General features: G+C 35.5%; 11 protein-coding genes, 1 pseudogene and 1 other annotated feature. Of the genes and pseudogenes, 1 reads left to right on the plus strand and 11 read right to left on the minus strand.

Features of this window, described 5'->3' with window-relative positions; translation table 11 throughout:
• Nucleotides 1–61 precede the first annotated feature (61 nt).
• Nucleotides 62–1,174, plus strand: a pseudogene (locus AZF08_RS19655) (MFS transporter); the annotation flags it as partial.
• Between the two features lie 102 nt (nucleotides 1,175–1,276).
• On the opposite strand, the gene AZF08_RS19660 reads toward AZF08_RS19655, so the two are convergent.
• The 11 genes from AZF08_RS19660 to AZF08_RS19705 form a co-directional block, all read right to left on the minus strand.
• A complete protein-coding gene (locus AZF08_RS19660; protein WP_033673728.1) occupies nucleotides 1,277–2,104 on the minus strand; it encodes a DegV family protein in 828 nt (275 codons plus the stop codon).
• Nucleotides 2,105–2,415: 311 nt separating this feature from the next.
• Nucleotides 2,416–3,297: a class I SAM-dependent methyltransferase gene (locus AZF08_RS19665; protein ID WP_033673727.1), complete on the minus strand. Its 882-nt coding sequence runs from the start codon at nucleotides 3,295–3,297 to the stop codon at nucleotides 2,416–2,418.
• Nucleotides 3,298–3,434: 137 nt separating this feature from the next.
• Nucleotides 3,435–3,680, minus strand: coding sequence for a DUF2651 family protein (locus AZF08_RS19670; protein ID WP_051725672.1), 246 nt, complete (start codon nucleotides 3,678–3,680; stop codon nucleotides 3,435–3,437).
• Nucleotides 3,681–3,702: 22 nt separating this feature from the next.
• Nucleotides 3,703–3,876 (minus strand): hypothetical protein, encoded by a 174-nt coding sequence (locus AZF08_RS30545; protein WP_156029054.1) that lies wholly within the window; start codon nucleotides 3,874–3,876, stop codon nucleotides 3,703–3,705.
• Nucleotides 3,877–4,036: 160 nt separating this feature from the next.
• A complete protein-coding gene (argS, locus tag AZF08_RS19675) occupies nucleotides 4,037–5,725 on the minus strand; it encodes an arginine--tRNA ligase (RefSeq protein ID WP_033673726.1) in 1,689 nt (562 codons plus the stop codon).
• Nucleotides 5,726–5,769: 44 nt separating this feature from the next.
• Nucleotides 5,770–5,984: a binding site (T-box leader), on the minus strand.
• Nucleotides 5,985–6,027: 43 nt separating this feature from the next.
• On the minus strand, nucleotides 6,028–6,801 hold the full coding sequence (locus AZF08_RS19680) for a class I SAM-dependent methyltransferase (RefSeq protein ID WP_033673725.1): 774 nt from the start codon (nucleotides 6,799–6,801) through the stop codon (nucleotides 6,028–6,030).
• Nucleotides 6,802–6,852: 51 nt separating this feature from the next.
• Nucleotides 6,853–7,287 (minus strand): BrxA/BrxB family bacilliredoxin, encoded by a 435-nt coding sequence (locus AZF08_RS19685; RefSeq protein WP_033673724.1) that lies wholly within the window; start codon nucleotides 7,285–7,287, stop codon nucleotides 6,853–6,855.
• An 83-nt stretch (nucleotides 7,288–7,370) separates the two neighbouring features.
• Nucleotides 7,371–7,754 carry a thiol-disulfide oxidoreductase DCC family protein gene (locus AZF08_RS19690; protein WP_033673723.1) on the minus strand — a complete coding sequence of 128 codons (384 nt, stop codon included), beginning with the start codon at nucleotides 7,752–7,754 and terminating at the stop codon, nucleotides 7,371–7,373.
• Nucleotides 7,755–7,758: 4 nt separating this feature from the next.
• Nucleotides 7,759–8,886, minus strand: a complete 1,128-nt coding sequence (locus AZF08_RS19695; protein ID WP_033673722.1) for a conserved virulence factor C family protein — start codon at nucleotides 8,884–8,886, stop codon at nucleotides 7,759–7,761.
• Nucleotides 8,887–9,360: 474 nt separating this feature from the next.
• A complete protein-coding gene (locus AZF08_RS19700) occupies nucleotides 9,361–11,112 on the minus strand; it encodes a S8 family serine peptidase (protein WP_033673721.1) in 1,752 nt (583 codons plus the stop codon).
• Nucleotides 11,113–11,668: 556 nt separating this feature from the next.
• Nucleotides 11,669–12,571, minus strand: coding sequence for an endonuclease I family protein (locus AZF08_RS19705; RefSeq protein WP_033673720.1), 903 nt, complete (start codon nucleotides 12,569–12,571; stop codon nucleotides 11,669–11,671).
• Nucleotides 12,572–13,521: the final 950 nt, after the last annotated feature.

A 13,521-nucleotide genomic window follows, 5' to 3' on the forward strand; every position in this document is an offset into this window, starting at 1 on the left:
AACTGGGTTAAAAATGTCTCGCGTACAAAAAGCTTCTTTATGAGTTGTTGCAGTAGCTGTCTTTACAGATATGCTAATCTACGGAGTGATTGTTCCAATCTTACCAAGTTACGCAGAAACGCTAGGTGCTTCCCAAGCAGAAATTGGTTTCTTATTCGGAAGTTACGCTATTACTCTACTTTTCTTTACTCCTATTTTAGGAGTTGTTTCTGATAAGTTTGGAAGACGTCTCCCTATGATTCTAGGCTTATTTGGACTTGCAGCTGCAACTATATTATTTGGACTCGCCGATAGCTTCTGGTTACTCGTGCTCGCAAGGATGCTACAAGGCGTATCTGCTGCTGCAACATGGACAGCTGGTTTAGCACTTCTCGCAGATGTATTCCCCTTGCAAGAACGTGGAAAAGCGATGGGGCTCGCTTTATCTGGCCAAGCAGCTGGAATGCTCCTTGGTCCAACAATCGGCGGGGTACTTTATCAATGGGGTGGTTATCATCTTCCTTTCATCGTAGCTGCAACTATTGCTTTCGTCGATGGTATATTGCGAATCACATTGCTTCGTGATGAACCGAAATACGATCCAGATCCACAAATTCCCTATCGATCTATCTTTAAGATGCGCTCCCTATTTATTATCATTGGCATTATTATTCTGGGGTCAACCTTACCTAGTGCTTTAGAACCAACTCTTCCTCTCTACTTACAAGACATCTTGCAGCTTAGCCCTGGAACAATTGGACTATTATTCGCTGTCCCAACTCTAGCATATGGTTTTACCGCTCCAATCATTGGAACACTTTCAACTAAAATTGGTAGAAAACAAACAATGGCAATTGGTATAGCTTTAGCTGCTTTATGTTTCCCATTTACAGCGATTGTTTCTCATACCAGCCTTGAAATATTCGTACTTGCTATACTAGGAATCAGTTTTAGCCTTCTTCTAGCACCCGCCTTGCCAGAACTCACATACCTTGCAGACCAAAAAGGAATTCGTGCTTATGGCATACTTTTTGCTATCTATAATATGGCCTACTCAATTGGTATGTTTTTCGGGCCGATATTAAGCGGAAGCTTATCAGATTTATTTGGATTAACAAACGCTTTCTACATATTTAGTATTTTTCTTTTAGGTTACCTTTGCTTGTTTTTATGGAAAATGAAAAAACAGCATTAAACTATAATCACTTGCTTATTACTAAAATAACTCATCTCTCACTCTCTGAATTATTTCCATCAACACAGAAACTAAGAACTAGAAAATCAAAAAACCCGTGAATTATTCCCGGGTTTTCCCTTTCGAAAAGCTAATCGCAATTGTTCCAGCTCCTGCATGAACAGCAAAAGATATAGGGATTGGGTAAAGTAGAAAAGTCATTTCAGGAAATACTTTTCTAAAATCGGCAATCCATTCTTCTGCACCTGCTTCATCATTAGCGTGGAAAACATGTACTACGTTCGGAGTTTCTTTTTCAAGTTCATTTTGTATATATTCTTTACATTTTTGTATTTTACGAACCTTCTTTTTCAACACAAGTTCGCCATGTTGTACTTCTAGAATTAGGTTTACGCTTAGTAGACTGCCTAATATAAATTGCACACCCTTCACACGTCCACTTGCATATAGACCTTTCAGATCTTTTGGAAATACATAGTAAGGACTACGTTCAACATGCTGTATTGTTTTTTGTATATCTTGTAAAGTCATACCCTCACGGTATAACGTTTGAGCTTTTATTAAAAGTTCATCCATTGGATAACTTGTTGTTTCACTATCTATTACAATTAAGGGAAATCCCGCCATCCCTGCTGCGAGCATCATATTTTGATAGGTACCACTTACTTTCCCACTAATTGTGACCGCAAATCCTTCTTCATATTCTTCTTTACATTTAGAAAAGAGTGCAACCATCTCTCCTAAATTAGGTTGTGACGTAGTTACGGTTACTCCTTCTTTTAACGCATCGTAAACACGTTCACGAACACCTTCCTCACAGTCTTTATAGGCCGTTCCATTAATAACAATTTCAATAGGTATAATAAAATTATCTTCACTTGTTGTAAAGCTTGCAGTTGTACTATCAGTAAACCAAGCAACTCGCTTCATGCTGTTCCTCCCTTGTATGCATCCTTTTCTTAAACTTCTCTCATCATTCTATCCATGTGAGTTATAAAAAGGACTATGCTTGTTATCATAACAAGACTGTGTCTGTTTTTCTATAGGAGATGGATGGTTTGGGTAAGTTTTTTGCTTCAGTACATAATTACTATCGAATCTATTCGAATTTGTACACTATTTCTACATATTTATCGTTCTTCTTTTAGTCCATACTATTAAACTAAAAAAGAAAACCTCTAACATGTATACGAAATTAGAAGTCTTATTTCGTTGCTTTATTTATAATTCAAAAATTTACGTTACTTATTTTTTACTATTCCAAAAGTGATTTTCATACTTGGAGCGTAGACTAAAGAAGAATTTATAGTGAATTCTTTAGAAAACTGTAATTCTGCTTCGTACTGCGTCATCGCATCATTACATGTCAGCCCTCGGTTTATTAAACGTTCAATGAACGCTTCCTTTTCAGCAGGCGTGTTACCGATTCCCTCTTCCTTGAGTGAATGATACAATTGCTGTTTATCTCTTTGAACCTCATTAGCATTAAGGAAATTAACCTTATCACTCACTCTACACTCAATCTTTTTTATCCCTAGTTCATTTAGATATATCGGTAATTTAATTCCAATGTTTCCATCTTTCCCATTTCGTTTTGCATCTCTCTCAAACAATTTTTGAAGAACACCAAGTTGGATTATTTCTGATTGTTCTAGATTATTCAGATAATACGAAGACATATTAGAAACCCAGTGTGGCTCAAAACATATGATATGGCCTCCATCAACAACTGAATCTATCATTTTTTGTAACATTGCCTTTGGATCGTTCATATGTAATAAAAAAGCATGACAAACTGCTATATCATACTTATCTTCTAATTCAAATTCAGTAACATCTGCCTCAATAAATTCCACTTCATATGGAAGACTTTTGAATACTTCTCTTGCTTCATTGATTAATTTCTTCCCCATATCAATTCCCGTATATCTAGACCCTAGTGGTAACAGAGGCAATAGTTTCAGACCTAAATAGCCATATCCACAGCCATAGTCAACAATATGAACTGGTTTAGAAATCTTCCAAACTGCATTCACCAAAAATCCTAGATAATCGTCGTTATAATATAAGTCTCTCGTATTTCTCAAATACTCTAACTTATTATCCCAATCATACTCTTTCAATTCAGCTACCTCCTTGTATTTATATTAAAAGTACTGCTTCCGTCCCTTTCTTTGAGCAAATGATAAAAGCATTTCCTAAACATAAAAATATTTTTTCATATTAAGAAGTGTTTCATATATCTAGAAATCTGCTAAGGTCATTTAGACCAAATAAATTTGAGAAAAATCCCGACTATTAACGATAACGTTGTATATATAACAACCCATGAAAGAAATGTCTCATTTGCATATATCAGCATAAATAATAAGGAGAGTATGAAAACGATTATTGGCATAACAAATAACTTTTTAATTTTCCAATAAACAACTGCACTTAAAATAATCGTGAGCACTGGAAAAAGAATCAAAACCAAAAACATTGGATTACTAAATATTTGTGCCATTTCTCAATTCCTCCTATGTTATTTAACATAATATTTCATGTCGACAGTGGCTAATATTTAAACAAACTAATGATATTTTTAAATACGTATCATTTAATTCAAAGTCTACACCGTGCTGTTCACTAGTACTCTCTACAATCATAACTTGCTTATTGTTTCCTTCTAACCATACGAAGAAATCCTGTTTATCCCGCATTAACGGTCAGTTTATCAAGTATTTCTTCTCTGATTTCTCTTTATTTTCTGCATATGAATTGTGTATTCACTACTTAATTTAGTATCTACATTACACAAAAGAAAAAAAGGATACTATATTCAGTATCCTCAAGCATTTTCAAGCTATAAAATTATATTTCTTACATCTCTTCCGGTGCACCCATTCCAAGCAAGCGCAATCCTTCTCTTAATACAATCGTTACTGCGTAAACAAGTGCAAGTCTACTTTCTTTCTCTTCATTCTCTTCTAAAATACGAACATTTCCATAGTATTTATTAAATGCTTGTGCTACATCTAGCAAATACTTCGCAATATGTGACGGTTCATTTCTAACAAAGGCTGTTTCAATAACTTGCGGAAATCTATTCAATAGTTTTACTGTACTCCAACTATGATCATCACTTAATTCAAACGTTTCTGTTTCAAATTCGGCATTCTCTTTTCTTAAAATGGAGCAAGCACGTGCATGTGTATATTGAACATATGGTCCTGTTTCACCCTCAAATTTCAACATTTTTTCTAAAGAAAATTCAATATTGTGCATACGTTCATTTTTTAAATCGTGGAAAATAATTGCCCCTACACCAACTTGTTTCGCAACTTCCTCTTTTTGCTTTAAATCTGGATTCTTCTCTTCGATATTTTGCTTCGCTAGCGTAATTGCTTCTTCTAATACTTCTTCAAGTAATACGACTTTCCCCTTACGCGTGGACATTTTCTTACCATCTTTCAAAATAAGCCCAAACGGTACATGTGCCATTCCATCTACCCAATCATACCCAAGTTTCTTTAATACAGTGAAAAATTGTGTAAAGTGTAAGCTTTGCTCTGCACCTACCACATACAGCGCTTTATCAAACTCATATGTGTTTTGACGATATAGTGCCGCTGTTAAATCACGCGTTGCATAAAGCGTAGCTCCATCTGATTTTTTAATTAAACATGGCGGCATATCTTCTTTTTCTAAATTGACAACTTGTGCTCCATCCGATTCTTCTAATAACCCTTTTTCTTCTAAGATCTCAACGAAGTCATCCATTCTTTCGTTGTAGAAAGCCTCTCCTTGGAAGTTCGTAAATTCAACACCGAGAAGTTCATAAATACGAGAAAACTCCTTTAAAGATTCATGACGGAACCAGTTCCATAAAAAGACCGCTTCTTCATCATCGTCTTCTAATTTCTTAAACCATGCACGTCCTTCTTCTTCTAATTCTGGATTTTCTTTTACTTCTTCATGGAACTGCACATATAACTTAAATAACTCACGAATCGGATCTTCTTTTACAAGTTCTTCATTTCCCCATTTTTTATATGCAGTAATTAATTTTCCAAACTGTGTACCCCAATCACCAATATAATTGATCCCAACAACTTCATATCCACATTTTTCAGCGATATGCTTTAATGAATTCCCAATCATCGTGGAACGTAAATGCCCCATCGAAAATGGTTTTGCGATATTTGGCGAAGAATAATCAATGACTACTGTTTTTTCTTGCCCAAAATGCCCCTGCCCATATTCTTCTTTTGCAGCTAAAATCGTTTTTAGTACATCATCACTTACAATATGGCGATTGAAAAATACATTTACATACGGCCCCACTGCCTCTACTTTCGTAAAAAATGGATCATCTAATTTCTCTGCAATTTCCTTTGCGATTACTGCTGGTGCCTTCTTATATTGCTTCGCAAGCATAAAACAAGGGAATGCGGCATCTCCGAATTCATCTTGCTTCGGTGTTTCAATGAAATCTATAATTTGTTCCAATGATAATTCTGCTGATAAGGTTTCCGATAAACTTTTTGCGAATTGAATTTTATATTCCATGTTATCCCTCCTTATTTTTTAAAACACAAAAAACTCGTCTCTAAAAAAGAGACGAGTTATCACCCGTGGTACCACCCTTGTTGTTCACTACGAACCACTTTCCCGTTTATAACGAGGACAGGGGCCCCCGGCTTACTCTACTATTATTTTCAAGCAGCATCTCCGAAGTGCGCTTCATCCTCTTCTCCATACTAGGCTCTCACCATCCCTAGCTCGCTTTACTTCTGAACAGGACTACTCTCTTCGTCTACGACATTATATATAATTGATTATTGCTTATTATACATCTTTTCAAACAATTATCAAGGTTCAATTACACCAAAATGAAATTTTGCACTTTTTCTTTTAAACACAAAGAAGTTATGTCGTTCAAATCGCGTACTACGGAAATGATCTTTTAAAACTACACGCTTTCTAGCAACACGCTTTGCTTCTGCGATTGTTTCATCTGTGACATCATTATATAAGGCAAAATGTTTTAAACCACGAATCCCGTCTGATTCAATGACTGTTTCTTCAAACATTGGATCCAGATAGACAACGTCATAACTGTTATCTGCACATTGTTTTAAAAAGGTGAAGTGTTCTGTTTGCTTTACTACAATTCTACGCATTGCCTCATCAATTTCTGAAACATCCGAACACCACTTTTGTAAACCTTTCTCCATTACATAAGCCATATACCTGTTTCCTTCAAGCCCTGTTATAGATCCCTCTTTTCCAACAACATAGCTTGCTACAATACTATCCGACGCCATACCAAGCGTACAATCTAACACCGTCATTCCTTTTTCTAACTTTGCTGCTTGTACAAATGGATCGTGCTCCCCTCGCATTAATCTCTTCACACGAAACATTGCAGAGTTAGGATGGAAGAAGAACGACTCTTCTATACCTTTTGGATAAATTGCTAATCGATTCTTTCCTACAACAAGTACATCTTGTCCAAACTGCTCATATAGTTTGGACACAGATACATCGTTACGTACTACAAAAGAGCATTGTAATTCTTCCGCTACCTCTTTTGCATAAGTTGTCATTTCCTTATTTGTGCGTCCTGCTGTTGTTACAATCATCTTTTCACCTCAATATATAAAGAAAAAAGGGAGAATCACTTCTCCCCTTTTTTAGCAATGCTTTTCAAAAGCTTGTTCTAAGTTATTAATAATATCTTCCATTGTTGCTCCTTCAATCTCATGACGATGAATGAAGTGAACAACTTCGTTACCTTTTAATAACGCCATAGATGGTGAGGATGGAGGAACATCTCCGAAGTACTCACGCATTGTGCTAGTTGCATCTTTATCTTGTCCTGCAAACACAGTTACAAGGTGATCAGGTTGTTTTTCAGCACGTACAACCGCTTGACCAGCTGATGGACGTGCTAAGCCAGCTGCGCAGCCACAAACAGAGTTTACGACAACTAATGTTGTACCTGTTGCATTGTCCATATATTCTTTTACAGCTTCTTCTGTAGTTAATTCTTCAAATCCCGCACGCACTAACTCTTGGCGCATTGGAATTACCATTTGACGCATGTACTCTTCGTATGCATTTGACATCTTGTAATCTCTCCTTCAACTTTCATTCCAAATTCATCATATCACGCTCTTATAATAGGTGCAAAAGAAAGATAGCGATGTCATCATTTTTTTGAAGGGATTTCACAAACCCCTTCATAACAGTGACCAACAGGTACAAGTTTTCTATTATTGGCGATATAATCATATACTTTATTTCCAAATCCAAGTAACATAGATAACTTAATAAATGGAACTGCAAACCAATATGCTCGTATATATTTTGCCAACACATATATGCTTCTAATTCCATCGTACCATTTGTTATCTTTGAAAATATAAAGCCTTTGTTCCATCTTACTTTGCAACGCTTCAGAGAGCTGATACTCTTCAACTACATTTTTATCTCGAAAAGAAACAAACTTCATCGCACCTTTTTTATCCAATTTCTTCGTGCGCTCTGCAACTGCCGTACACATCGTACACCAACTATCATAGAAAACGAGCATAGGATTATTCTCCTTTACGAGACTCCGTCATTTGTTTCCAAACAGACCCTTTCGCTTCTTTTCCGCCCTCAATACGTTCTAATGCTAAACGAGCTTGCATTGCTACTTCAAACTCTGGGTCATCCTGCGCTATGCGTAATGCTGGAATTGCACTCTCATCACCAAGCTCAAATAAGAACATCGCTGCACGCCAGCGTACCAATTTACTTGGGTCCTTAAGAGATTTAATCATAACAAACATCGCTGCTGGATCACCCACATCTGATAAGCAATCGCCTGCTGTACGTCGTACACTTACAGAACGGTCTAATAATGCTTTATATAGTAATGGTAATACTTCCTCACCTTTTACCATACCTAAATAAGCTGTCGCTAAACGACGGATGGATACTTTCTCATCTTCTAACGCTTTTTGTAGTACCGAAATGTCTTCTTCAGTAGGATCCATTTGCTCAAGAGCTGCATAACGTTTTTTCCAATCAGAATCTGCCATCATTTCTTCTGTTACTTTATATGGTTCACGCTTTGCTACAGTTACTTCCGTAGCACCCGCTTGATCTAATAATTCTTTTACAGTTTTTTCAACACGGTCTTCTGGATAAGTAGCGACCATTTCTTCTACAACTTCTTTCCCGATTTCTTCAAAATTACCGTAACGTGTACTTTGTTCTATCCATTTACGCTCTTTAACAACGTTAGGTGCAGACATTTGTACTTTCATAATCGCTTCTTTAAAGCGGTTTGGTAATCCAACTCGCTCTTCCATTGTCCCATCTGTTAATTTCACCTGCATTGGAATCGTAAAGAACATTTGAATGAATACTTTCACTTCACCAAAATGCGAAAGCTGCTCCTGTTCATCTCCTTCTGTTACTTCTTCTCCAAACACAGCACGAACTTGTTGTAAAAGCCCTTTCCAGTCATACTTCGCATTTCGCTCTACTGCTAAAAAGTCGGCTACATGGTATACACCTTTAATACCTTCAATCTTTAAAATTTGCTGCACCTGTTCTGGTGCTTGTTCTGCATTTTCGTTTGTATAGTTATTACGTGCCCCTGATGGTAACACTTCATTTAAAATAACTTTCATTGTATTTGGACTTGGCGTTGGTTCAATTGCTTTAATCTTCACGTAAATATACTCTCCTTTATTGCTTGTTCTTAGCTGTATTGTAACATGTTCTATCTTTATACTCCTACTGGGATGCTTGCTTTTCCTAATCGCAATTGTATTCTGGGTCAAATTGTTTTAAATGATGAAATAATTTCGCATATAAGTAAAGACAAACCTGCGACGAAACCCATGGTATTAGCAGTAACATTTATCTTAAATCAGGAGGAAGTATAATAATAGTTTCTTCCTTTTATTCCAATCCTTATTGATTTATCCTCGCATCCTCGTCCCCACTAAAATCTATTTCCCCCAACTATAATATAAAGTTGTATTATCCAGAACATTGGATAATACTTCTTGGGGATGAGGAGCGCTACGGAGCTATAGGAGAGTTTTTCCAAGTCTCAGCCATTTCCGACGATAGATTGTCACTTGTGCAAGTTGTTGAACAAGAAGCATTTCACCAACTGGAGCCTTACCCACAATATTACATTACTGTTCTTGTCTACTGTTTAAAGCGTCTTTAACCGCATCTACTGCATCTACTCTACCGTGTCCAAACCAAGCACTCCATGTTCCATCACTACTTCCTGTATTGATAAATGTTCCTTTATCAAAAGGTGAAATCGGTGATACATCCCATGAAGTATCCGTATCAAAAGGCCCTGGAGGAGTCTTTTGGTAACCTTCAAAATTCAAATCTTTTGAGGCCGTTCGTTTTAGAATTGAAACTACTTCCAGAGCGGATAATTGAGGATTGGCCGAAATGACTAACGCAGCAATTCCAGCTACTAAAGGTGTCGCACTAGAAGTTCCCCCAAAACGACTTGTTACGTTTTCTGGTATGCAAGCTCCATGTAATAAAGGGATGGAGCCTGTTGCTGTTGTAATTGGTATCCCTCTTACGGGCATTCGAAAATATTCATGAAGATTATTACTAGGAGCTGCAATTGAAATCCCTGCACCATAATTCGAATAATGACTTCTTTGTGCAGTACTACTGAGAGCTGCTACAAACATAACCCCTGGGATTCCAACTAATGAGTGATGAAAATTTTTAGTCTTCTCTACCCCTACCCATAATCCTTTATTCCATCCATCAGTATACGGTACATCAACTAAAGCATCGTGTTCAATTGGACAATTCTCATTTCCTGCTGCCCATAAAAATACAATCCCTTTACGTCGCCGTCCACCAGTTTTAGCTAATTCCGTAATTTTTTCTATGACTTGACTAGGCCAAGTTCTCTCAGGACTTCTTCCCCATGAATTCGATAATACATCTACTTTATCAGCAATATATTTTAAAACGGTCATTAATTTAGAATCACTTATAAATAATCCTCCGTCTTTAGATTCCCACTTAATAGGAAAGAGTCTACAACCTGGCGCTGCCCCTACAGTAAATTGTGCATCTACTTCAGCTGCCACGACTCCTGCACAAGAAGTACCATGGTTCTTGCAAGTGGTATACATTTGTTGTATCTGAAAATCACTATCTAAATTGGTAATAAGACGTTCCTCTTGGAAATATCCATAACCAGCAAATTTATTTGTCGAATTAAAGTCAGGATGCTCTATTTTGCAACCATCATCCGTAATACCTATAACAACATCTCCACTGCCAAAATGGTCAAGAATTTTCCATGCATCCTCACACCTTGTAGAAGATCGAGGATCATAATCTGTATTCCGGAAGTGCGTATGTAAATGCCATTGCTTAGAATAAGCTGGATCACGCGGGATTTCTAAATCGTATGTATGCATCTGATGATTTAAGTCATGATCTGCTGATTGTACAAGTGGTTCCTCTTCCATAAGCTTAACAACTAACTTAATTGGATTCATACCAGTAGCATTAGTAAGCTGAAAAAGATAGTTATATTCATCATATTTCTCTAGCAATAATAATTTATAACGTGTAGTAAAAAGAGTAATATCTTCCTCAGAAAACGCATTGCAAAATTTTACAAAGATACGATCCGTAATAAGAAATTCATCGTTAGTTTCAATACGATAATATGCATGATGGGTTGGAGCAATTTTTCTTGCTTTATCCATCAAAAATTCAAGATCACTTTCATCTGTTGTAATGCGAAAAGACGCTGGAGAAACTTGTTCAACGTCTAAAAGCTCATGTTGCTTTTTAAAATTATTTGGACTTGTTCTAATCACAAATTGATTTTCTTGTTTTTGGAGTAAAATCTTTTTTCCTGCACGATAAGTATACAATTCTTGTATCATCTGACTATTACCTCCTGGTTTAAAGGTAATTCTAATATGTCCTTTATTATTCGGTACATAATAGAATTACCTTTACAAATACTTACTTTTTCTCAAGAAACAGCAACTTGTGAAAATTGCACTGTTCTTAATATTAGGTGAAGCCTTCTACTTTATTTAAGAAGCTACCATCTTTAAACTGTGCTATTTTCATCTGACCATTTCATAAATTGTTCTAAACTTATTAAACCTTATTAATTTGTAAATCATGTTTACTCTTTTCCGAATGAACGGTATTTATGTATATAAAAATAGATGACTTACACTTCAAGATAAGTTTGTGAAACAAAATAAAAAAGTCTCATCATTAGGAATGAAAAGACTTTTTTATTTTAGCTAATATGAAACAAATCGAAGATATTTTTTTACTTTTAACTCATTACTTTAAGATAAGTATCCGGTTTTAAGGGTTAACTTCAGATTTGTAGTTTTTATGTTTATCCTATTAACTCACTTAATATAAATTATTTTGTAAATTGAAATCATATGCTTAAACGACTAAAACTGTTCCATCTAATTAATGGTGTACATTAATGAAACTAAAATCAACTTTAGATGCAGACTCGGCAAAATCAATAAAAGGATTTCTATTACCCTGTAGTTCAAAAATAGCTTGATTACGATGCTTTTCATATTCAGAATTAGGCGGAAAATCAGCATGCCACTGCAAAAGTAAAGGAATGTTGATTTTATTTTTAAATTCAGGCAAAATCTTATCTGGATAACGCATAAGAAAGTACAGGGTAGCTCTCGCTATCATCCCTTTTCCATACTCTGGTTCAAATTCCTCCAATTCACTCATACCACACTCTTCTACTACCTTGCTCGCTGTAAACGCTTCTGGTTTAAAATCAGGAAAATCATGATACTGCTTGTTTCCCCTAAAGGAGTTACAACCCTTTTCACAGTAAAATAAATGATGCATATCTCCTCTCATTGGCTCTTTTTTTCGAAACCAAGATTGAGGTACGACATGCTCAATATTTAGGATATCTCCATCTTCCCCAGGAACCTCATTCAACACAACCTTCGTTTCCAGTTCACTTTGAATCACAATCGCAGGATCTGCTTGTTTGCCTGAATAAAGACTTTTATATTTACCATCAGCATGCAAGTCAACCCATGTTTCTAAGTGGTGTCCACTGTTTTTATAGCTAAACTGCTCGCGATGCGTTGTTTCAAGTAAATTGTGAAGTGATTTAAATAACTCTTTACCATTTAAAGTTTGGAAATGAATGTTTTGATAGTATTGATTTACATCTTGCTGATTTTTTTCCTGATCATAATAAGCTGTGTGACTCTGATTAATCCTCTCTTGATTCTCTCTAAGAACTTTTAGCTTCCCATTCACTTCAGTTTCTAACATAACTCTAAAATTCATTTCTTTATTTGATAATGAGGGATCATTTTGTAAATTCATGAGCACTACTCCTTTTAAAGATATTGTTTCAAATCAATTGGATGTTCTTTCAAAAACACTAATTTCTCTTTAATTCCTATTAAATAAAGCTAATGATTCATTAATTAAGTTAATGCCCCTATTACATGTAGAATAGTCATGAAAATATCTCGTAATTTGTTGTATAGATTTTTTATTTCCACACCTAGAACTAATACAGACACTCCCTTACTTGTGTTCAGAAAAATTATTGGATCCACTGAACTTGCTGCGTTGTAGGCACTCCGGATAATCCAATTCTTTATTCAAAGAATTATGATTTCCATAATTTTCAGCAGCACATACAATCAATATATTATGCGTTACAGCTTTTTTTATAACTTTACGTCGTAATTTGTTGAAAAAGATAGTACTTAAAGATATAGAAATAATATTTACCTTTTTCTCAATACCATACTGTACCTCTTCTATTATCCAATTAAGTGATCTTGTTCCAACTACATACGTTCCATATCCATAATAGTCATGAAACATTTCTGATTTTTCTTCATCGTCATTGGTAACGTTTCATCCCTCAATCATAGGCTCTTTCAAATCCAAATGATTTCTATCACAAATTCGTATCTATAATTGGTATTTTTATGTGCTTCAAACCGATATCAATTAATCCCTTTCTTCAATTAAGTTTCATCTATTATCGCATTAAAAATTTCACAAAAAATCACTTCTAAATCATTTATAAAGAACAATAAAAACTGAAATGGTGATAAGCCACTCTATCGGAAATAGAAGAACCTCTAGTTAGTAGTGGTTCTAGTTATGTCGCTTGAAAAATTTTCACAGCAGATTCTCTACATTTTGAAATTCGGTAATTATACCCATCGTTTCACCTATGTACATAAAAGTAACAATATACTCCAATACTTGTTACGAAAGCACTCTACATTTATAACACTTTCTAATTAAAAGGA

This window comes from Bacillus gaemokensis (genome assembly GCF_001590835.1).
Taxonomy (GTDB): domain Bacteria; phylum Bacillota; class Bacilli; order Bacillales; family Bacillaceae_G; genus Bacillus_A; species Bacillus_A gaemokensis.

Excerpts from the sequence above, each read along its gene's own strand:
- AZF08_RS19660 (WP_033673728.1), bottom strand. The coding sequence starts at position 2,104 with ATGAAGCGAGTTGCTTGGTTTACTGATAGTACAACTGCAAGCTTTACA.
- AZF08_RS19670 (WP_051725672.1), bottom strand. The coding sequence starts at position 3,680 with ATGGCACAAATATTTAGTAATCCAATGTTTTTGGTTTTGATTCTTTTT.
- AZF08_RS30545 (WP_156029054.1), bottom strand. The coding sequence starts at position 3,876 with ATGCGGGATAAACAGGATTTCTTCGTATGGTTAGAAGGAAACAATAAG.
- argS (WP_033673726.1), bottom strand. The coding sequence starts at position 5,725 with ATGGAATATAAAATTCAATTCGCAAAAAGTTTATCGGAAACCTTATCA.
- AZF08_RS19680 (WP_033673725.1), bottom strand. The coding sequence starts at position 6,801 with ATGATTGTAACAACAGCAGGACGCACAAATAAGGAAATGACAACTTAT.
- AZF08_RS19685 (WP_033673724.1), bottom strand. The coding sequence starts at position 7,287 with ATGTCAAATGCATACGAAGAGTACATGCGTCAAATGGTAATTCCAATG.
- AZF08_RS19690 (WP_033673723.1), bottom strand. The coding sequence starts at position 7,754 with ATGCTCGTTTTCTATGATAGTTGGTGTACGATGTGTACGGCAGTTGCA.
- AZF08_RS19700 (WP_033673721.1), bottom strand. The coding sequence starts at position 11,112 with ATGATACAAGAATTGTATACTTATCGTGCAGGAAAAAAGATTTTACTC.
- AZF08_RS19705 (WP_033673720.1), bottom strand. The coding sequence starts at position 12,571 with ATGAATTTACAAAATGATCCCTCATTATCAAATAAAGAAATGAATTTT.